We start from the raw sequence: 20,249 nt of genomic DNA on the forward strand, positions 1-20,249 counted from the left end.
GATGAGTGAGCACCGTACCGTCCTGGCCGGCCTGATCGGCGCCGGCATCCAGGCTTCGCGCACCCCGGCGCTGCACGAGCGGGAAGGCGACGCCCAGGGTTTTCGCTACCTCTACCGCTTGATCGACCTGGACACCCTGGGCGTCGATTCAGCCGCCCTGCCCGACCTGCTGGCTGCCGCCGAGCGCATGGGCTACACCGGGCTGAACATCACCTTTCCGTGCAAGCAGGCGGTGATTCCGCTGTTGCACGAACTCTCCGATGAAGCGCGCGGCATCGGTGCGGTAAACACCGTGGTGCTGCGTGACGGCAGACGGATCGGGCATAACACGGACTGTCTGGGGTTTGCCGAGGGATTCCGCCGCAACCTCAGTGATGCGCCGCGCGAACGTGTGGTGCAACTGGGGGCCGGTGGCGCGGGCGCTGCGGTAGCCCATGCCCTGCTCAGCGAAGGCGTGGAGCAACTGACGATCTTTGAAGTGGATTCGGCCCGTGCCCAGATGCTGGTGGACAACCTCAACGCCCACTTTGGCGGACAGCGCGCGCGGATCGGTCACGACCTGGCCAGCGCGCTCGCCGAGGCCGACGGGCTGGTCAACACCACGCCAGTCGGCATGGCCAAGCTACCCGGTGCGCCGCTGCCGCTGGAATTGCTGCACACACGCCTGTGGGTGGCGGAGATCATCTACTTCCCGCTGGAGACCGAACTGCTCAGCCACGCCCGCCGCCTGGGCTGTCGCACGCTGGATGGCGGCAACATGGCGGTGTTCCAGGCGGTGAAGGCGTTCGAGTTGTTCAGTGGCGTGAAGGCGAACGCTGAGCGGATGCTGGCGCATTTCGCGACGGTGTGATTCCGCTCTCGCTCCTGCGCCAGGATCCAGATCGAGCGGTTTCGGCAGGAGCGAGCTCGCGAACCCTCCCCGCTCCAAATCCTGCCGGCCTAGGGCTGGACGTAGCGCAACACCGCCTCGACGATCATGTCCTTGTGCCGCGCCTTGATCGCCGGGTCCTCCAGCTCGATCTGGAACAGCGATCCGACCGTGTGGCGGTTGGACACGCGATAGAAGCAGAACCCGCTGATCAGCATATGCACGTCAATGGCCTGCAGGCCGCCACGGAACGCGCCGCTGGTGGCGCCACGCTGGAGGATGTCCTCGATGGTACGCAGGATGTTGCTGTTCATCGAACGGATTGCCTCGGAGCCGGAGGCAAACTGGCCGTAGTGGATGTTCTCGATGCTGACGATGCGCACGAAATCCACGTTGCGGTCGTGGTGGTCGAAGGTGAAATCCACCAGCCGGCGCATGGCTTCCAGCGGCTCCAGCTCAGCCAGGTGCAGCGTCTGCTCGGTGCCGCGGATGTCGCCGTAGAGCTTCTCCAGTACGGCCTGGTAGAGCTGTTCCTTGCTGCCGAAGTAGTAGTAGATCATCCGCTTCGAGGTATTCATGCGCTCGGCGATGGCATCCACCCGCGCCCCGGAAAGACCCTGCTGGACGAACTCGACGATGGCCGCCTGGAGAATATCCTCGCGGGTCTTCTCCGGGTTGTTCTTGCGGCCCCGGCGGGCGGTTTCGGCAGGAATAGGCTGGGTGGCGCTGTCGGCAGTCATGGGCTCGGGCATCGGTCCGCCGGCGCCAGTGCGCCGGCTGTGCGGTGAAAGAATCCGCGGATTATGCGCGCCCCAGCGCCCTTCAGGCAAAGCGCAGCGGGCTCAGACCTTCGGCCGGCGCGTGGTGCCGTTGCGTGCCTGGGCCATGGCCGCCAGGCGCACGGCGACATTGGCCGCACCATAACCGGCATAACCGCCGCGCCGCTGGATGACTTCGAAGAAGAAGCGCCCCTCGAACGGTTCGGTATAGACGTGGAACAGCTCGCCGCCGTTGGCATCGCGGTCGTAGAGCACATTGAAGTAGGCCAGCTCGCTGAGGAATTCGTCGTCGAAGTCGAAGCGAGCGGCGAGATCGTCATAGTAGTTGAGCGGAATTTCCAGCAGAGGCACGCCGGCATCCTTGGCCCGCGCCACCTCGGCGAAGATGTCCTCGCAGGCGAAGGCGATGTGGTGCACGCCGGAGCCGCGATAACTGGACAACGCGTGGGAGATGGCGGTGTTGCGGTTCTCCGAGATGTTCAGCGGCAACCGCACGCTGCCGTTGGCGCTGCGCAGGGCGCGGCTCTTCACCAGGCCGTAGGGGTCGGGCAGCACCACTTCGTCGTCGGCCTCGAAGTCGAACAGCCCCTTGTAGAACAGCACCCAGCTGTCCAACCCATCCGCCGGCAGGGCCAGGGCCATGTGGTCGATACGCTGCAGCCGGCCACTGGGCCGGGCCTCGGGATCGAGACGAAAGTCCACGTCATAGATGGTCTGCCCGCTGGCACGCTCTTCAACCAAGTAGATAAGGCTGCCGTCCGGCGCACGCACAGCGGGAATCTCTCGCTCGTTGGGGCCGACCAACCCGCGATACGGCTGGCCCTTGTAGTCCTGTGCACGCTCCAGAGCGCTGGCGGCGCCACGCACGCGCAATGCGGTGGCGCATAACGACGGGCCATGGGCTTCGAAGAAGCTGTGGCCGAAGGAATAGGGTTCGGCGTTGAGCACGATATTGATGTCGCCCTGGCGCAGCAGGCTGACCGCCTTGGAGCAATGTTCGCCGGCGCGGGCGAAGCCCAGGCGCTCCAGCCAGTTGCCCAGGCGTGCGCCAAGGGCTTCGTCCACGGCGAATTCGAGGAACTCCACACCATCAAGCTGGCTGGCCGGTGGCGGCGCGAACAGGCAGTCCAGTTGTTCCTGCGGCATGCCTTCGCCGAGCAGGCGCTCGCGGGTCTTCTCTTCCAGATACAACAGCGAACGCAGGCCATCGGCGGCGTTGGCCCGCGGCGGCGCGGCGCGGAAGCCGTCGTTGAAGATTTCCAGCGACAGCGGGCCGCGATAGCCACTCTGGAGGATCGGCGCAAGGAAGCCCGGCAGATCGAACTCGCCCTGGCCGGGGAAATTGCGGAAGTGCCGGCTCCACTCGAGCACATCCATGGCCAGGATCGGCGCATCGGCCATCTGCACGAAGAAGATCTTCTCCCCCGGAATCTGGGCGATGCCGGCAGGGTCACCCTTGAGCGATAGCGTGTGGAAGCTGTCGAGGATCACACCCAGCGCCGGGTGGTCCACCGCGCGCACCAGGTCCCAGACCTGCTGCCAGGTGTTCACATGACGCCCCCAGGCCAGGGCTTCGTAGCCCACGCGCAGGCCACGGGCGCCGGCGCGCTCGGCGGCGAGGCCGAGGTCCTCGAGGAGGAATTCGCGCTCGCCCAGGCAGTCCGCCGCAACGTTGCTGCACATCAGCACCAGGTCGGTGCCCAGCTCCTGCATCAGGTCGAACTTGCGTTCCAGGCGGTCGAGGTTACGTGGCAGGCGGTCGCGGCGGCAGCCCTCGAAGTCGCGGAACGGCTGGAACAGGGTGATCGCCAACCCCAGATCGGCACACAGGCGGCGCACGTCGCGCGGGCTGCCGCCATGGTAGAGAAGATCGTTCTCGAAGATTTCCACGCCGTCGAAACCGGCGGCGGCGATGGCTTCGAGCTTGTCCGGCAGGGTCCCGCTCAGGGAAACGGTGGCGATCGAACGTTGCATCTCTGAACTCCTGCCGGGCGGGGTGAGGGGCTTGTTGGAATCGGTCTCCGGCTGAGTCCGATTATTCTGGCGGTCCGGGCCGGCAGCAATTTAAAGTGTACTAACTGGTTAGTTTTGTGTTCGATTACCGAACCAAAGGCCGTTTATCGAATTGACGCTGTTCCGGCCGCTGCTCAAGATTTGGCCACGTCGACGCAAACCGGCTGCCGGGGACCTGCCTCAATCCCTGGAACAACGACAGCCGCTGCGAGATGACTGCGTGTCATCCATAACAATTTCAAGAACGGGTACTTGCTCATGTACATCACTCCCCCCCGCCTCGCTGCCCCCCTTGCGCATCGCCAAACCATCCTGGCCCGCCCGATGCCCGGTTTGTGCACGCCGTCCGGCCAGCGCCGCGCGCACTGATTTTCGCCAGCCACCGCACGTCATTCCTGCAACCCTCGCCGATCGGCGGTGGAGTACGCGGAACGCTTGCGGCACGACAATAATTCCCGAGGCTGCGCGTCAGCCCGATAACGGATGGCCCGATCATGATCCATACGCAATCCGCTCCCCTCGCCGCGGTCGCTCCGCACGGTTCTTCCCTCTTCGGCAAGGTGCGTGGCGCCATGGCCGTCGGCAAGGTGCGCTGGGGCATGCTCGCCCTGGTGTTCTTTGCCACTACCCTGAACTACATCGACCGCGCCGCCCTGGGCGTGATGCAGCCGATCCTCGCCGAGAAGATGGCTTGGACGGCCATGGACTACGCCAACATCAACTTCTGGTTCCAGGTCGGCTATGCCATTGGTTTCGTGCTGCAGGGTCGGCTGATCGACCGCATCGGCGTGAAGCGCGCATTCTTCTTCGCCGTGCTGCTGTGGAGCTTCGCCACTGGCGCCCACGGCCTAGCCAGCTCGGCGGCCGGCTTCATGGTCTGCCGCTTCATCCTCGGCCTGACCGAAGCGGCCAACTACCCCGCCTGCGTGAAGACCACGCGTCTCTGGTTCCCCGCCGGCGAACGCGCCATGGCCACCGGTATCTTCAATGCCGGCACCAACGTCGGCGCCATGGTCACGCCCGCCCTGCTGCCGCTGATCCTCGCGGCCTGGGGCTGGCAGGCGGCGTTCCTGTGCATGAGTGCGTTGGGCTTCGTCTGGGTGATCCTGTGGGGCCTGAAGTACTTCAATCCCGACGAACACCCGACGGTGAAGCAGAGCGAGTTGGACTACATCCAGGCAGCCGACGAGCCGCCGGCCGAGCGCGTGCCCTTCTCCGCCATCCTGCGCATGCGCGGCACCTGGGCCTTCGCCGTGGCCCTTTCGCTGACTGCGCCGGTGTTCTGGTTCTACCTCTACTGGCTGCCGCCCTTCCTCAACCAGCAATACGGCCTGGGGATCAGCGTCACCCAGATGGGTATCCCGCTGATGCTGATCTGGTTGACCGCAGACTTCGGCAGCATCGGCGGCGGCATCCTGTCGTCCTGGCTGATCGGTCGCGGCATGAAGCCCATCCATGCGCGCCTGCTGTCGATGTTCATCTGCGCCTGCTGCATCATCGGCGTGGTCTTCGCCGCCAAGGCCAGCGGCCTGTGGATCGCCGTGGCCGCCATCGCCCTGGGGGTGGGTGCGCACCAGGCCTGGACGGCGAACATCTGGAGCCTGGTGATGGACTACACGCCCAAGCACATGATGAGCACGGTGTTCGGCTTCGGCGGCATGTGCGCGGCGATTGGCGGCATGTTCATGACCCAGATCGTCGGCTACATCCTCACCGTCACCCACAACAACTACGCGATCCTCTTCACCCTGATCCCGACCATGTACTTCCTGGCCCTGGCCTGGATGTTCTTCATGGCCCCGCGCCAGGTGCCCGGCGCGCCGGAGTGATCCGCAAGCCACGACGAAGAACCCCGCCAGTTGGCGGGGTTCTGCATTCGGGCATTCACCTCTTCAACGGCGTGAGCACCGGTGCGCCTTCGTCCAGCAGCATCCACACCAGCAACTTGGCCGGCTTCTTGTCGCTGGCGTTGCGCGAGACCAGGTGCGGCGTGTTCGGTGCTTCGTACCAGGACTGGCCGGCCCGGTAGGTCACCGGCTTCTGCCCTTCGAGCTGGGAGATCACCGCGCCCTCGAGTACGTAGGCAAACACCGAGCCGCTGTGCACGTGTGCACCGGACGCCTGGCCCGGCTCGTAGGCAACCGTGATCATCAGGCCCTTCTTGCCGGCGGCATCGGGGAGCTTCTGCTCCTGCTCGACGTCGATTTTCTCCGGGTTGGCCGCATCACCATGGGCGAATACCGGCAGGCTCAGCGCCAGGCCGAGGCCGGCGGACAACAGTTTCAGGGATGCGGATGCGTGCATGGTGGGTACCTCGGGCAGTGGGAACGTGGGGTTCACGCTACGCCTCGGGGTGCATCGGACCAACAGCCAATTCCGCCGAAGATCGGGGTGCCATTGCGGCGCCCTTTCAGTGCAGTGCTGTGCTCGCGAACCAGCGCGTCAGCGCCCACAAAAAGCCCCGCACACTGGCGGGGCTCTCGGGGACGGCGGCGGCTCAGCCGAGCAGCGCGCTCAGGTCCAGCAGCCCGTCCTTGCGCGGCGGGCACCAGTAGTAGCCGCCGGTGAGCGGACGGCTGAAGCGGTACAACGCGTCAGTGATGCCGTCTTCCAGGCCGCTCATGCGGCGCAGTTGCACCTCGAAGGCGTCCAGGGTGCGGCCGAAGGCGAGGAACATCAGCCCCGCGTCCTGGCCCTGGGTCCAGGGCATGGAGCGGCGCACGATGAAGGCTTCGGGCTCGAAGCTCTCCTGGGCGGTGCGCTTGACGTGGGCGGACTCAGGCGCGTCGTCCAGTTCCTCGTTGTCGCTCAGGCGGCGACCCATGATGTCGTCGCGCTCGTGCTGCGGCAGCGCGGCGAAGTCCTGTAGCTGGTGACGCCACTGCTGGATCGCGGCGAAGCTGCCGCCGACCAGACCCGCTGCGTCGCCATCGACGATGGCGGCGGCAATGGCGTCGTCGTCGTGCGGGTTCTCGGTGCCGTCCTCGTAACCGGTCAGGTCGTGGCCAGTACCGTGGCGAAACGCTTCGGTGAGGCAGGTCAGTTCCAGCGCCGGGGCCAGCAGCACCTGGACTTCCTGCGTACGCAGCAGCAGGTCGCCGCGCTCTTCGCCGCGCAGCCAGATCCACAGCGCATGCGGGGTGGACGGGTTGTCCACGCCCACGCCGGAAATGGCCGGGAACTCGCGCAGCCCCTCGATGCGGCGCCCCAGCGCGCGCACCAGCGACTCACCGAAACCGACCACCGCGCCCTCGCCATCGGCGAACTGCAGCAGGCGATCCAGCGCGGCGGGCAGGTCCTGCAGCGATTTCACATCGAAGAACAGATGGCGGGCGTGGGCGGGAACCGGGGTGGCGAGAATGCCGGGCTGGTAAAGGCTCATGACAGCGTCCTTGATCGAAAGAGCGGCGATTCTAATCGCGCCGCGCACGAATCCAAACCGCTCTGTATCAAGGCTTGTGCAAACTTTCCCGGGTTGCCCCGGAATGCGCCTTGCGCCGCTGCCGATGGCGCCGCCACAGCTCCAATCCACCCACCAGCACCAGCACCGCAAGGAAGATCGGCAGCCGATACGGCCGCAGGTTGCCCAGCCAGCGCTCCAGCACCTCCCCCGCCCAGTAGCCGGCGCTGGCGAACAGCAGCGCCCAGCAGAAGGCACCGAGCAGGTTGATCAGCAGGAAGCGCAGCGGTCCTACCCGGCTCGCGCCGATCAGCAACGGCCCGGCCAGGCGCATGCCGTAAAGGAAACGCACGGAGAAGATCGCCAGCAGCGGATGTCGCTCGATCAGCCCGGTGACCCGCTCCACGGCCAACCCACGCCGCTGCAGCCAGGGCAGCGCGCGGTCGCCGGCGCGCCGGCCGGTCCAGTAGAGCAACTGGTCACCCAGGGTGCCGGCCAGGGTCGCCCAGAACACCACCGGCACGTAGGCCAGCAGGCCCTGGTGGGCCGCCAGGCCGGCCAGGATGAGGATCGTCTCGCCCTCCAGCAGGCAACCGATGAACAGCGCCAGGTAGCCGTATTGGGAAAGCAATTGCGCCAGGTCGAAATGCTCAAACATGAAAGTCCTTGAAAGCGTGCCGTGCCAAGAGCCTAGCGGCTCCCAAGCTGTTCTGCTTATCGAACATGGACTGTAAAAAATAAAAGACTAAACAGTCACTTTTGATCGTTAGCAACCAATCAAATCAATCCTTTAGCGCAACCATTCGTCCAGCAATGTAATTTTTTTCGCTCATTGGCGATTCAAGTGTTTGACATATTTAACGGATTTGGCAGACTGCGGCCCGTTGTCGCAACTGGTTACGTTTTTCCGGCTCCCCTGCCTGGTGCACCGGATGACCTCGGCCGCGCAACACAACAAAAACAACTTTGTCAGTCGTGGCCCACCTGCCCGAGTTTCGTCTCGGCGGTACGGTTCCCGGCGAGCCAACGGAACGAACAAATGCTGATCTGGTTTGTAGCGGTGTATCTGGTGATCACCGTAGCTGTCGGTTTCTACGCCACCACCCGCGTGCACAACTCCTCGGACTACGCGGTCGCCGGTCGTAGCATGTCCTTCCCCCTCGTCGTGACCATGGTGTTCGCCACCTGGTTCGGCTCCGAAGCCGTGCTGGGCATTCCGGCCACCTTCCTCGAAGAAGGCTTCGCCGGGATCATCGAAGACCCCTTCGGCTCCTTCGGTTGCCTGATGCTGGTCGGCGTGGTCTTCGCCCGCCCGCTGTACCGCCTCAACCTGCTCACCATCGGTGACTTCTTCCGCAAGCGCTTCGGCCAACACGTGGAAATCTTCACCAGCCTGGTGATCATCATTTCCTACATGGGCTGGGTCGCTGCGCAGATCACCGCGCTGGGCGTGGTCTTCAGCGTGCTCTCCGACGGCGGCCTGACCACCACCCAGGGCATGATCATCGGCACCATCATCGTCCTGCTGCACACCCTGTTCGGCGGCATGTGGTCCGTGGCGCTGACTGACTTCCTGCAGATGATCATCATCGTCTGCGGCCTGTTCTACCTCGTCTGGCTGATCGGCGACATGGCCGGCGGCCCGGTCAACGTGATCAGCCACGCCGCCAGCGAAGGCAAGTTCACCTTCCTGCACGGCACCTCGGCGAAGGACATCGTAGCCTTCCTCGGCGCGGCAGTGACCATGATGTTCGGCTCGATCCCGCAGCAGGACGTCTATGCCCGCGTGATGTCGGCCAAGACCGAGAAGATCGCCCAGCGCGCCACCATGACCGGTGCCTGCTGCTACCTGGTCTTCTGCATGCTGCCGATCTTCCTGATCTACGCCGCCTCGATGATCGAACCGGAGATGGTCAAGCACTGGCTGGCCGAAGACTCCCAGCAGATCCTGCCGCACCTGATCCTGGAACGTACCCCGCTGTTCGCCCAGATCATGTTCTTCGGCGCCCTGCTCTCGGCCATCATGTCCTCCGCTTCCGGCGCCCTGCTGGCTCCGTCGGTGACCCTGACCGAGAACATCGTCAAGCACTTCCTGCCCAACATGAATGACCGCCAGGCCCTGCTGGCCATGCGTTGCAGCGTACTGGCGATGACCGTCGCCACCTGCCTGTTCGCCCTGCTGTCCAACGCCAGCATCTACGAGATGGTCGGCAACGCCTACAAGGTGACCCTGGTCGCCGCCGTGGTGCCGCTGTTCTTCGGCCTGTTCTGGAAGCGCGCCACTACCCAGGGCGCCCTGACCGCCATCGCCTGCGGCCTGATCGGCTGGGTCTCGCTGGAACTTGGCCACCAGGAAGGCGACTTCTGGCCGCCGCAGCTGGTGGGTCTGATCTGCAGCGCCGTCGGCATGATCGTCGGCTCGCTGGCCCCGCAGTTCAGCCAGCACCGTGGCGAGAGCGTGTCGGACATGGCCGCTGCCGCCGCCGGCAACTGATCGCGCCGCAGCTGAAGAAGAAGCCCCGCCTGTGCGGGGCTTTTTCATGGGCGGCGAATTTGCTGAGGTGTTCCCCTGTGTCAGCACTCCCCCAATCGCGCCGCCAGGAAACCCCGGTACGCAACCTCCGGTTGAGCTCACCCTGCGGCTTCCTGCAGAGTTGCCGTCGAGGGCATGGGAGCCAGGCTTGGAGGCACGCCGCACGCCTGCGCCAACAATCGTGACGCGCTGTCTGCCGGGCGTGCTGCCCTCCCGGGCGGCTGAACCGCCCCGGCACAGGTGACTGGCGGCTCATCCCTGCCTATCCTGAACTTCGACCCGTCGAAGACAGACGAACCAGGCAGCCCGCCCCAGTACAGAGCCCGGCCCCATGGACAGCCACCTGAAATCGCGCCCCGGCGCAGAGAACTGCCCCCTCGTCGAAGCTCCCGGTGCGCCTCGCCCACCTGCGGTGGCCGCATGAAGCGCTGGAGCCGCAAGCCGCTGACCCTGCGGCTGCTGATCCTGCTCTTCGTCCTGCTCGCCGCCCTGGCGACCCTCGGCAACAGCCTGGTCGTGGCCTATACCGTGCAACGTTCGGCGCTGATCCATACCACCCTGGAGGCCAACCGCGCCTATGCCGCCAAGGTCGCCTCCAGCATCAGCGAGTTTATCGATTCGGCGCAGCGCAACCTGGCCTTCAGCGCCAATATCCTCGCAACGCATCAGGGGGATCGCGGGGTGTTGCGCGCCGAAGCGATGCGCCTGCAATCCCAGGACACTTACTTCAACTCCATCGCCATCGTCGATGCTCACGGCAAGGTCCTGGAGGCCTACCCTGACTCGCTGCAGATAGTCGGCACCACGCTGCGCTCGGTGGGTGTGCAGCAGGCCCTGCAACTCAAGCAGCCAGTGGTCAGCCAGGCGTATGTGTCCATCGCCGGCAACCTGGTGGTGTTCATCTCCCAGCCCATCGTCAGCCCTTCCGGCGAATACCTCGGGCTGGTCGGCGGCTCGGTCTACATCCTCAAGCAAAGCGTACTGCACACCATCATCGGCAGCCACTTCCACCACGAGGGCACCTATGCCTTCGTCGCCGACGCCAACCGCCGCCTGCTGCACCATCCCGAGGCCCAGCGCGTCGGCGAGCTGCTCAAGGGAAGCCCGACGGTGGAAGCCGCGTTGCGCGGGGAAACCGGCGCAATGGAGGTGCCCAACACCCAAGGCGTGGAAATGCTCGCCGGCTACGCCCAGGTGCCTGAGGCCAACTGGGCCGTGGTGGCGCAGCAGCCCCGCGACCTGAGCCTTGCGCCGCTGGGCCTGCTGATGAAGGACATGTTCTTCGGACTGATCCCCGCCAGCCTGCTCGGCGTGCTGCTGATCTGGGGCGGCGCGCTGTTGATCACCCGACCGCTGCGGCAACTGGCCTACAGCGCCGAGCGCCTGTCGGCACCGGAAACACCGGGCGAGCTGCGCGCCATCAGGACCTGGTACCGCGAGGCCGCGGCCATTCGCCAGGCGCTGTTGACGGGCGTAGGGCTCATGCAGCAGAAGCTCGGCCGGCTCAGCCAGGAAGCCCAGAGCGACGCGCTCACCGGTCTGGCCAATCGCCGCGCCCTCGGCGCAGCCCTGGCAGCACTGGAGCAGTCCGGGCTGTCCTACGCAGTGCTGCTGCTGGATATCGACCACTTCAAGCGAGTCAACGACAGTTGGGGCCATGACGCTGGCGACGAGGCTCTGCGGCGGGTCGCCGGCGTACTGCGCGACTCCTCCCGCAGCGAAGACCTGGCGTGTCGCTCCGGAGGTGAGGAATTCGTCCTGCTGTTGCCGGGAACCAACCTGGAAGCAGCCCGCAGCATCGCCGAGCGTATCCGCGAAACGGTCGCCGGCACACTGATTCCCCAGGTCGGCAAGGTCACGGTGTCCATCGGCGTGGCCGTGGGCGGCCGCACGTCGCTTTCCTCCGATGCCGTGCTCAAGCAGGCCGACCAGCGCCTGTATAGCGCCAAGCAGACCGGCCGCAACCGCGTCGTCAGCAACGACGATACCTAAGCTGCCACGACCAGCGCTGCCAGGCGTGACGCCAGTGCCCGCGCCAGGCCGGCGATTCGCCCGCCATCGTCCAGGCCGGGGGCGATGTAGATGGCCACGGGGAATGCCACGGCTCCGTCCAGGGGCAGTGGCTGGCTGCTCAGGCCCAATATGCCGGCCATGCGCGCCGGTAAAGTCACTCCCAGCGGATGCCGGTCGAGCATCACGCGCGCGGCCAGCACGCTCTGCACCCGGCAGGCAATGTTCCGGCGCAGCCCGCGCAAGCCTAGCTGCAGGTCCACCGGACACAAGCCCGAGCGCCGGGCGGATACCTGAACCTGCGGCAGGCGCAGGTAGTCGACCAGGGATTGCGGCGGTTGCTCCAGCGCCGCGCCGTGGGCGAAGACGTAGTAGTCCGTCAGCACCGTGATGCGCTCGATGCCGTAGCCGAAGGGCACCACCTGATCGATGTCCAGCAGAATGTCCAGCTGGCCACCACGCAGTTCGTCGAAGGCTGCGCGGCGTTGCGGCTGGTAGAAGGTTACCCGCCAGCTCTCGCCAAGCCGCGCCAGTGCCGTGTCGAGGAACAGCGGCTGCAGGCAGTCGATGCAGCTGACCCGCAGTTCGGGCGTGGAAGGCTCGCGCCCCGGCACCTGACGCCAGCCTTCGCGCAGGCTCTCGAAGGCCAGGCGCACGTGATCGGCCAGCCGGTGCGCCGCCACGGTGGGCGTCACACCCAGATGGCTCTTGAGGAACAGCGGGTCGCCGCAATGCTTGCGCAGGCGACTCAGGGCGTTGCTCACCGCAGGCTGGCTCAGGCCCATGAGTCGAGCCGCACGGGTGATGCTGCGCTGCTGGTAGATTGCGTCGAAGACCGACAGCAGGTTCAGGTCAAGATCGTACAGGTCGTGCATGGTCAGGTTTCGTCGTGCAGCAGGATCAGGCCGAGCAGCAAGCCGGCGATGAGTATTAGCGCCAGACACAGGCAGGCCACGGCGCAGCCGGTGCCGCCCTGGTGATCTCCGGCGAGCATTCGACAACTGCGCCGGTAGTGGCCGCCCTGCCCGACCAGGCAGACCAGCACGCAGCCCAGCAGCAACGCCGCGGGTATCAGCGCCAGCACGGACAGCTCGGCGATACGCCGCAGCACCATCGCCGCCAGCACCAGCAGAAGCAGCAAGGTTCGCATCCAGGCCAGCGTGGTGCGCTCGGCCTGCAATCCGTTATCGCGGCTCATTGCCGGAAGCCGATCAGCCCGGCAGCCAGTACGACACAGGTCAGTGCGAGCAGCGGCACCAGCAGCGGCACCGGCAAGGGCCGGCCATGGCGCAGTGCGCGCTCCACGCCAAACAGCGCAATCCGGCGGCCCCGGCGGTCAGTAGGCCGAGACAAGCCAGCAGCAGCGCCAGGAAGGTTCGCGAGGATCCCGTCAGAGCGGGGCCGATGAATGCGTCCACCGCGACGGCGCCCGCCAGCAGCGCCAGGGAGGTGCGAATCCAGGCCAGGAAGGTGCGCTCGTTGGCCAGGCTGAAACGCGGGTCCGGTTCCTGGCCGCCGCCCAGCAGGCGGTCGGCCAGGCGGCTGCGGCCGCCCTTCATGAATGAAGGCTCACTGGTGCTCGCCCATCAGCGGATACCCAGTCCGCGCAAGGCGCCGGGCGAGTAATCCGAGGTGGTGGCGCGGAAACCGAAGTCATAGCCCCGCGGCTGCTCGTTGCTCATGTTCGAGGCGATGTAGCGCCCGGCCTGCAGGTCGTAGAACACCTGCGCGGCGGACAACAGCACCTGCGCGTCCGGGCGGTAGAAGGTGTGGTTCTCGCCGATCCGCCAGAGCTCGCCACGGCTGTCATACTGATCGTTCTCCACCACGGTCCAGCTGTCCTCGTCGAGGTAGAAGCGGCGCTTGGAGTAGATGTGCCGCGCGCCCGGTTTCAGCGTCGCCTCCACTTCCCAGACACGGTGCAGCTCGTAGCGGGTCGGCGCGGAGTCGATCACGCCGGGCTTGAGAAAGTCTGCATACTTCAGGCTCGGCGAGGCCAGGCGGTAGCTGTTGTAGGGAATGAAAAGCTCCTTCTTGCCGATCAGCTTCCAGTCGTAGCGATCCGGCGCGCCGTTGTACATGTCGCGGCTGTCGGCGGTGCGCAGGCCGGCGGTGGTCGGTCCGGCGGCGTCGTAGGCGTTGTCCGGTGCGCGGCGCACGCGGCGCTGGCCGGAGCTGTAGACCCAGGACAGGCGCGGCTGCTTCACTTGGTCCAGAGTCTCGTGGACCAGCACCACCTCGCCCACCTGGCGCGAGGGCGCGGTGATGCGGTGGCTGTAGTAGAACAACATGTTGTCCACCTTGCCCGGCTCGTAGTTGCTGACCTGATCGGCCATGGTGAAGCGCTGCTCGGTGGTGGTGATTACATAGTCGCCGCTCGCCTGGGGCGCTGCGCTGTCGTTGACCGACAACAGACTTCCGCCGCGATAGCGGGTGATGTGGTTCCAGATCGCTTCCAGGCCGTTCTGCGGGATCGGAAAGGCCACCGCACCGTGGAAACCTTCGATGCCATTGCCGTCGTTCACCAGTCTGGCGCCAGTGGCGTTGTGCGCAGCCCAGCCTTTCACCTGCCCGGAGACGCCCGCGCTGCGGCGGCTGGGGTACACCGGCAGCTTGTACTGGCCGGGATAGCGCTTGAGCAGTGCAATCTGCCCGGCGCTGAGGTTGGCCTGGTACTGCTCGTAGTTGCTCGCATCGATGGTGAACAGCGGCCTGTCCGCGGCATAAGGGTCGGCCGGCGTCCCGTTGCCCTGGATCTTCAGGCCGTCGCCGGATAGCCCGCCCTGCCAGGCCGGAATCCTGCCGTCGGTACTGGCGGCACGCTCGGCGCCGATGGGGGTCAGGGAGACTTGCAGCTTGGCGGCGTCTCCGGCCGAGACGGCGGCACAGGCCTCCTGGAGCACGAGGGCCGAGCCCTGGGCCAGGAGGATGGCCGATAACACAGAATGGAAGCGTTTCAAGAGGCAGGCTCCGCTTAGAAGTTGATGCCGACCGACAGCGAGACGAAGTCGCGGTCACCGCGAATGCCGTAGTCGCCATCGATGTAGTTGGTGTAGGAAATGCCGGCGTTGTAGGTGCTGTTGAAGTCCGCATCCAGCGACAGGCCGATGGCTTTGGCGCCCTCGTTGAAGCCCGAGACTTCCGCCGGCGCGTAGCCCTTCACATCGTGGGACCAGGAAATCCCCGGCTTGAGGTCGATGCCGGCGATGGCATTGGCGTAGCTCCAGATCGCGCGGGCGCGGTAGCCCCAGGAGAAGGACGTGACGAAGCCGTCGTTGTTGCAGTTCTCTGGTGTAGCCGAGTTGGCGATGCACACCGCGTTGTTGGCCAGTTCGCCGGAGCCGAAGGTGCTGTTGCGCCCATAGCGCGGGCCACCGTTGCCTTCCAGGCCGCCGACGAAGGTGGCGCCCACCTCGCCCACCAGCACCAGCTGATCGGCGCCCATGACCTGGCTGACGCTCTGGGTGGCGGTCATCTGCGCCTGGGTCACTTCCTTGCGGCGGTAGCCGTCGGTGGCGTTGCTGTCGGCGTAAGCCACGACACCGCTGTTGTACAACGGCGTGCGCGACGGATCGCCGAGGCCGGACTGGATCAGGTCAGGGCCGTTGAACTGCAGCGGCAGGTTCGGCCGGTAGCTCAACTCGCCCTGCAGTGCAGTCCCACTGGACAACGTGGTGGCGAAGGTCAGGCCGTACAGGCGGATGTCTTCGGGGTACTCGACGAAGTAGCTGGAAGTGCCCATGCGCAGTGCATCGGTCAGCGTCTTGCCGGCGCTGCTGTTCATCAGGCCGTTGCAGGCCGCTCCGGACAGACCGAGGTTGCCGCAGAGCTGCGGCACGAAGTCGGTGTTGGTCAGGTACGGGCTGCTGATCGAGCCGGTGTATGGCAGGCGGCTATGGTAGTTGGCGGCGTAGACGCCGAATTCGGTGTCCAGCGCCGGTACGAACCAGTGCAGCGACAGGCCCCACTGCCCGCTGTTGCGCGCATCCTGGTCGGCGGCACGCTGCAGGCGGATGCCTTCGCTGGTCAGGTCCACGCCGAACGGCGTCAGCGCACGCACCGCGGCGGCGTTGCCGCTGAGATTCCTGCCCACGTCCAGGCCGGAGCAGCCATCGGGGATGTAGTCATTGTTGGAGAAGAAGGTGCCGCAGTTGTCCAGGTTGGTCTGTTCCCAGTCCAACTGGTAGAAAAAGTCGGCGGAGAGGTTCTCGCTGAGGTTCTGCGTCACGTAGAACAGGTTCACCGGCACCAGTGCGTCCTTCACCTCCGAGCCTGGCCGGCGGATAGCCGACAGGTTGGTCGGGTTGACCACGTTCAGGCCGCCCTGGATGAAAGTGCTTTCACCCCAGTTCACCACCTGCTTGCCCAGGCGCACCGAACCCGGCTCATCGGCGATCTGGAAGTTGTGGTAGACGAAGGCATCGAGCAACTCGAAGCCGGCGGATTTGTTGGCGTTCTTGCGTCCGTTGTCCTCGACGTCCTTGAAGCGCTGGCTCTCGTCACGCAAGGCGTAGTCGTACCAGTAGCTGCCGCGCAGGAACACACCGCTGTCGCCGTATTTCAGCTCCAGGTCATGGCGGCCCTTGAAGATCTTCGAGAACACGTCGCCTGCGCGATAGTTGCGACGGCCGTCATCGCCCGAGGCGCTGCGCATCAGGCGCTGTTCCGGGTTGTGGGTGGACAGGCTCGCGCCCAGCGACAGCGCGGAGTCGAGCTGGCCCTGGATTTCCCCGATGTCGAAGGTGAAACCCCAGGCGGGATGGCAGGCGCAAGTTGCGACCAATAGCCATGAACCTCGCACCATGATGCGAACTTTCGGCGTCATCACTCTTATCCTCTTTATTCTTGTTCGAGCGATCTGCAGGCAATACAAATTCATCCTCGAAAGCACATGAGGCAACATGAACTATCGATCTCAGATGATTGAATTATATGGATATTTTGAAGAGAAGAATTATTCTTCGAATGAACTTTCAGGATACTTCCGAAATTGTTTTCTTATCGTTACCGTCCCTTGATCTGCGCGGATGAGTCGATACTAAATAGCCGCCGGACGACGAACAAATATCGTCTTCAGATGGGCCCCATAACAAACCGGCATGGCCGGAAAGGCACGACGATGACCCTCAAGCAGTTGCGTTACCTGATCGCCATCGCCGAAGCCGGCAGCTTCTCCGCCGCCGCCCGCAAGGCGTATATCGCCCAGCCGGCGCTGAGCCGGCAGATCGGCATGCTGGAGAGTGAGCTGGAAGTGCAGTTGCTGCTGCGCCAGCACGACGGCGTTGATCTCACCGATGCCGGCCGGCGCCTCTATGAGGTGGCCCGCTCGGTGGTGCAGAAGATCGATTCGGTGAAGGACGAGCTGATGTCCAGCCGCGGCGATCCGCGCGGGAGGGTGTCGGTGGCGATTCCAGTGACCACCTCTGCCCTGCTGCTGCCGACGATCATCCGCCGTGTGCAGGAGAAGTTCGCCGGCATCGACCTTGTGGTGCGCGACGGCCTGAGCAAGGAAGGTGGTGAAGCCATCGAGCTGGGCAAGGTGGATTTCGGCATCGTGCCCAACGCCGAGGAGCTGGAGGGCGTCATTGCCGAGCCGATCTTCGTCGAGCAGCTCTACTGGGTCGGACGCCTGCCGCTGGCCAGCGAAGGCGACACCGTGACCCTGGCCGAGGCGCTCAGCCAGCCGCTGGTGATGCCGCCGCGCAGCATGCACCTGCGCCGGCGTATCGAGCAGGCGGCGATGTCAGCCGGGGTCGAGCTGAATGTGAAGTACGAGCAGCAGTCCGCCGTGGGAATCACCGGCCTGGTGGTCAGCGGGCTGGCGGCGACCATCAGCAACTGGCCGCCCATCGAGGTGGCTTCGCAGCCGCTGGCTCGGCGCATCGTCGAGCCGCAGATCGAGCGCACCGTTTCCATCGCCCACTCGGCGCACAAGCCGCTGAGCTTCGCGGCGTCCTGCGTGCATGACCTGGTGCGCGAGCTGCTGGTGGAAGCGGTGGCCAGCGGAGCGTGGAAAGGCGAGCTGATCGCGCGCTCGCCTCTGCCGGCGGTCAATCTCCTCGATTGACCGCGATACGCGGGGAAGCTCAGCTGGGGCTGAGCAACGCCATCGACAACTGCGCCCGCGAACGCTGCGGGCGCAGCCAGGCCAGGCCGACCAGTCCCGCCACCACCAGCAGCACTCCGCTGACCGCAAAACCGTGGGCGTAACCTGCTCCATCCAGGCCACCGGAGCGTTGTACCAGGAAGCCGGTGACGATGGGCGCGCTCAGCCCCGCCAGCGAGGCGAAGGCATTGCCGATAGCCAGGATGCTGCCGCGCTGCGCGGTGGGCGTGACTTCGGCAAGCATCGCCGGGCCCACGGAGTACATTACCAGCGCCAGGCCGCCGCTGAGGGTCATGTAGGTCATGCGCAGCGCCACCGGCAGGTCCGCCAGCAGGCTGATGGACAGCACGCCGCTGGCCATCAGGCAAGCCGAGACGAATACGCCCCTGGCCACCCGCGACGACAACCCGGCGCGCAACAGGCGCTGCGACAGCCACGCCATGAACAGGCTCAGCGGCATGGTCACCAGCACGAACAGGCCAAACAGCCGCCCGGCGTTCATCGCGCTCAGGCCCAGGCCGCTCTCCAGGTAGGCCGGCACCCAGGTCAGTGTCAGCGCCAGCGACCAGTTGGCGGCGAAGTGGCAGAAATAGTTGGCCAGCACCGTGCTGTCGCCCAGCAGACGGCGGTAAGGCAAGCGTTCGGCGCCCTGCCCGCTGCGTTTCCCATCGGCCAATTGGCCTTCGCTACCGAGCAGGAGCCAGGCCACGCACCACGCCAGCCCGAGCACCGCCAGCACGGCGAAGTTGCTGCGCCAGCCGTAATGGGTGCTGACCCACGGGATCATCAGCCCGGCGATCAGCAGGCCCATTGCGCTGCCCGAGTGCAGCAGCGCGACCGGCAGGCTGCGGCGCTCGTCCGGGAACCACTTGTACAGCGCATGGGTGGCGACCGGCGAAGCCGGCCCCTCGCCCACACCGAGCAGCACCCGGCAGGCCACCAGCGTCCATAGCGAAGTGGCATAGAGCATCGGCAACTGCACCAGCGCCCAGAAGGCGCCCATGCCCAGCAACAGCCAGCGGGTGGAGCGGCGGTTGGCGAGGAAGCCACCGACCACCGCGGAGAGGGAGAACAGCCAGTGCAGGCTGCCGCCGACCAGGCCGAACTCCGCTGGCGTCAGGTCCAGCTCCTTCATCATCGGCACCGCCACCAGGCCGGTGACCACCTTGTCGAGAAAGTTCACCAGCATCATTGCCGCCAGCAGGAAGGCGACCGTCCAGGCCCGGCGGGGCTGGTAGGCATGCTCTTTAGCAGAAGAATCTTGCATGTCGCTTATCTCTCTTGTTCTTGTCGGGTGCAGTGCCTGAGTGTCCCGCCGATCAGTCGGGCATCAGGATGCCCTTGGCGATGGTGTTGCGCTGGATTTCACTGGTGCCGGTGAGGATGCGCATCATACGGGTCGCGCGGAACAGCCACTCCACCGGATGGCCATTGATCAACCCGGCTCCGCCATGCACCTGCACTGCGCGGTCGGCAATGCGGAAGGCGGTTTCCGAGCTGAACACCTTGCACATCGACGACTGGGTGCGGATGTCACCGCCCCCGTCGTAGCTGGCCGCCGTGGCGTACATCATGCTGCGCGCGGCATACAGCTCTGTGGCCATGTCAGCGATCATGTGGCTGACCGCCTGGAACATGCCGATCGGTCGGCCGAACTGCACCCGCGAGCGCGCGTAATCCACCGACAGGTTCAGCGCCAGCTCGGCCATGCCGAGCATGGTCGCGCAATGCAGCAGGCGGTTCAGGGTGATGCGCCCCATGGCCAGCTTGAATCCCTTGCCTTCCGCGCCGATGCGGTGCGCCACCGGCACCTTCACCCCTTCGAGGAGGATGTCACCGTGGGTACCGGGGCCGGACATCGCCTGATAGTCGGAAACCACCTTCGCCCCCGGCGCCGACAGATCGACAAAGAATGCCGAGATGCCTTCCGCGCCTTTGCCCGGCCCGGTCACCGCCAGCAGCACGGCGAAGTCCGCGTAGGGCGCGCCGGAGATGTAGCGCTTGGCGCCGTCCAGTACGTAGTGATCACCCTCCAGACGCGCGCTGGTCCTGATCGCCGTGGCGTCGGAGCCAGCCTCAGCCTCGGTCAGGGCGAAACACACGGCCTTCTCGGCACGGCACACCGGGCGCAGGAAGTGCTCGATCTGCTCCTCGCTGGCCACGCGGAACAGGTGGCCGACTCGCGGCGGGCCGCTCAGCTCGCCCAGCACATGGGCGGCCAGCACCGCGCCGCTGCTGGCAGCGGCTTCCTTCACTGCGCACAGGTCGGCGATACCCAGGCCGGCGCCGCCAAGCTCTTCGGGCAGCATGATGTTGTAAAAGCCGCGCTCGCAGGAGCGCTTCCACAGATTGCGCAGCAGCTCGCGGGAGTGCTTTTCGCCAAAGCGGATGCCTTCGCGCTGCTCCAGCGGCTGCAGCTCTTCGCGCAGGAAGCCGCGCAGATCGTCGATGATCGCCTGCGCTTTGGCGCTGGGCTGAATACCCGGATAGCTCGCGTGCACGGAGCTCGTTTGCAGAGAGTCAGCTTGCATGGTCATTTT

General features: G+C 65.5%; 16 protein-coding genes and 1 pseudogene. 5 read left to right on the plus strand and 12 right to left on the minus strand.

The annotated features are described in order from the left end of the window. Nucleotide 1 precedes the first annotated feature (1 nt). Nucleotides 2-850 (plus strand): shikimate dehydrogenase, encoded by an 849-nt coding sequence (locus A9513_RS01720; RefSeq protein WP_065083813.1) that lies wholly within the window; start codon nt 2-4, stop codon nt 848-850. Between the two features lie 89 nt (nt 851-939). On the opposite strand, the gene A9513_RS01725 is transcribed toward A9513_RS01720, so the two are convergent. Together A9513_RS01725 and quiC are read right to left on the minus strand one after the other, a co-directional pair. Further along, nucleotides 940-1,608 carry a TetR/AcrR family transcriptional regulator gene (locus A9513_RS01725; protein WP_065083814.1) on the minus strand — a complete coding sequence of 223 codons (669 nt, stop codon included), beginning with the start codon at nt 1,606-1,608 and terminating at the stop codon, nt 940-942. 102 nt (nt 1,609-1,710) lie between these two features. After that, nucleotides 1,711-3,621: a 3-dehydroshikimate dehydratase QuiC gene (gene quiC, locus A9513_RS01730; protein WP_065083815.1), complete on the minus strand. Its 1,911-nt coding sequence runs from the start codon at nt 3,619-3,621 to the stop codon at nt 1,711-1,713. Between the two features lie 533 nt (nt 3,622-4,154). Here quiC and A9513_RS01735 point away from each other — a divergent pair. Next, nucleotides 4,155-5,489 (plus strand): MFS transporter, encoded by a 1,335-nt coding sequence (locus tag A9513_RS01735; RefSeq protein ID WP_037013566.1) that lies wholly within the window; start codon nt 4,155-4,157, stop codon nt 5,487-5,489. A 55-nt stretch (nt 5,490-5,544) separates the two neighbouring features. Here A9513_RS01735 and A9513_RS01740 read toward each other — a convergent pair whose 3' ends face one another. The 3 genes from A9513_RS01740 to A9513_RS01750 form a co-directional block, all read right to left on the minus strand. After that, nucleotides 5,545-5,964 carry a cupin domain-containing protein gene (locus tag A9513_RS01740; RefSeq protein ID WP_065083816.1) on the minus strand — a complete coding sequence of 140 codons (420 nt, stop codon included), beginning with the start codon at nt 5,962-5,964 and terminating at the stop codon, nt 5,545-5,547. 193 nt (nt 5,965-6,157) lie between these two features. Next, a complete protein-coding gene (locus tag A9513_RS01745; RefSeq protein WP_065083817.1) occupies nt 6,158-7,042 on the minus strand; it encodes a Dyp-type peroxidase in 885 nt (294 codons plus the stop codon). A 67-nt stretch (nt 7,043-7,109) separates the two neighbouring features. Beyond that, nucleotides 7,110-7,718: a DedA family protein gene (locus A9513_RS01750; RefSeq protein WP_024762510.1), complete on the minus strand. Its 609-nt coding sequence runs from the start codon at nt 7,716-7,718 to the stop codon at nt 7,110-7,112. A 381-nt stretch (nt 7,719-8,099) separates the two neighbouring features. Between A9513_RS01750 and A9513_RS01755 the strand changes: the two genes are divergently transcribed. Both A9513_RS01755 and A9513_RS01760 read left to right on the plus strand, forming a co-directional pair. After that, nucleotides 8,100-9,554 (plus strand): sodium:solute symporter family protein, encoded by a 1,455-nt coding sequence (locus A9513_RS01755; RefSeq protein WP_065083818.1) that lies wholly within the window; start codon nt 8,100-8,102, stop codon nt 9,552-9,554. Between the two features lie 459 nt (nt 9,555-10,013). Further along, nucleotides 10,014-11,585, plus strand: a complete 1,572-nt coding sequence (locus A9513_RS01760; RefSeq protein ID WP_037013564.1) for a diguanylate cyclase — start codon at nt 10,014-10,016, stop codon at nt 11,583-11,585. Here the strand turns inward: A9513_RS01760 and A9513_RS01765 are convergent. From A9513_RS01765 to A9513_RS01785, 5 genes and pseudogenes are all read right to left on the minus strand, one after another. Beyond that, a complete protein-coding gene (locus A9513_RS01765; protein ID WP_052239074.1) occupies nt 11,582-12,478 on the minus strand; it encodes a LysR family transcriptional regulator in 897 nt (298 codons plus the stop codon). The genes A9513_RS01760 and A9513_RS01765 overlap by 4 nt on opposite strands. 2 nt (nt 12,479-12,480) lie before the next feature. Beyond that, a complete protein-coding gene (locus A9513_RS01770) occupies nt 12,481-12,801 on the minus strand; it encodes a DUF202 domain-containing protein (protein WP_065083819.1) in 321 nt (106 codons plus the stop codon). Further along, nucleotides 12,798-13,162, minus strand: a pseudogene (locus A9513_RS01775) (YidH family protein). Before A9513_RS01775 ends, A9513_RS01770 begins: the two are co-directional and overlap by 4 nt. Before the next feature lie 27 nt (nt 13,163-13,189). Continuing rightward, nucleotides 13,190-14,506 carry a DUF1329 domain-containing protein gene (locus A9513_RS01780; RefSeq protein WP_065083833.1) on the minus strand — a complete coding sequence of 439 codons (1,317 nt, stop codon included), beginning with the start codon at nt 14,504-14,506 and terminating at the stop codon, nt 13,190-13,192. A gap of 71 nt (nt 14,507-14,577) precedes the next feature. Next, nucleotides 14,578-16,428 carry a DUF1302 domain-containing protein gene (locus A9513_RS01785; RefSeq protein ID WP_024762505.1) on the minus strand — a complete coding sequence of 617 codons (1,851 nt, stop codon included), beginning with the start codon at nt 16,426-16,428 and terminating at the stop codon, nt 14,578-14,580. Between the two features lie 294 nt (nt 16,429-16,722). Here A9513_RS01785 and A9513_RS01790 point away from each other — a divergent pair, with 294 nt between their 5' ends. Next, nucleotides 16,723-17,670, plus strand: coding sequence for a LysR family transcriptional regulator (locus A9513_RS01790; protein WP_037013558.1), 948 nt, complete (start codon nt 16,723-16,725; stop codon nt 17,668-17,670). Between the two features lie 19 nt (nt 17,671-17,689). Here the strand turns inward: A9513_RS01790 and A9513_RS01795 are convergent, their stop codons facing one another. Together A9513_RS01795 and A9513_RS01800 are read right to left on the minus strand one after the other, a co-directional pair. Continuing rightward, nucleotides 17,690-18,976, minus strand: coding sequence for an MFS transporter (locus A9513_RS01795; protein ID WP_024762503.1), 1,287 nt, complete (start codon nt 18,974-18,976; stop codon nt 17,690-17,692). Between the two features lie 52 nt (nt 18,977-19,028). Continuing rightward, a complete protein-coding gene (locus tag A9513_RS01800) occupies nt 19,029-20,246 on the minus strand; it encodes an acyl-CoA dehydrogenase family protein (RefSeq protein ID WP_200890618.1) in 1,218 nt (405 codons plus the stop codon). Nucleotides 20,247-20,249: the final 3 nt, after the last annotated feature.

The organism is Pseudomonas sp. AU12215 (assembly GCF_001675465.2).
Lineage (GTDB): Bacteria > Pseudomonadota > Gammaproteobacteria > Pseudomonadales > Pseudomonadaceae > Pseudomonas > Pseudomonas nitroreducens.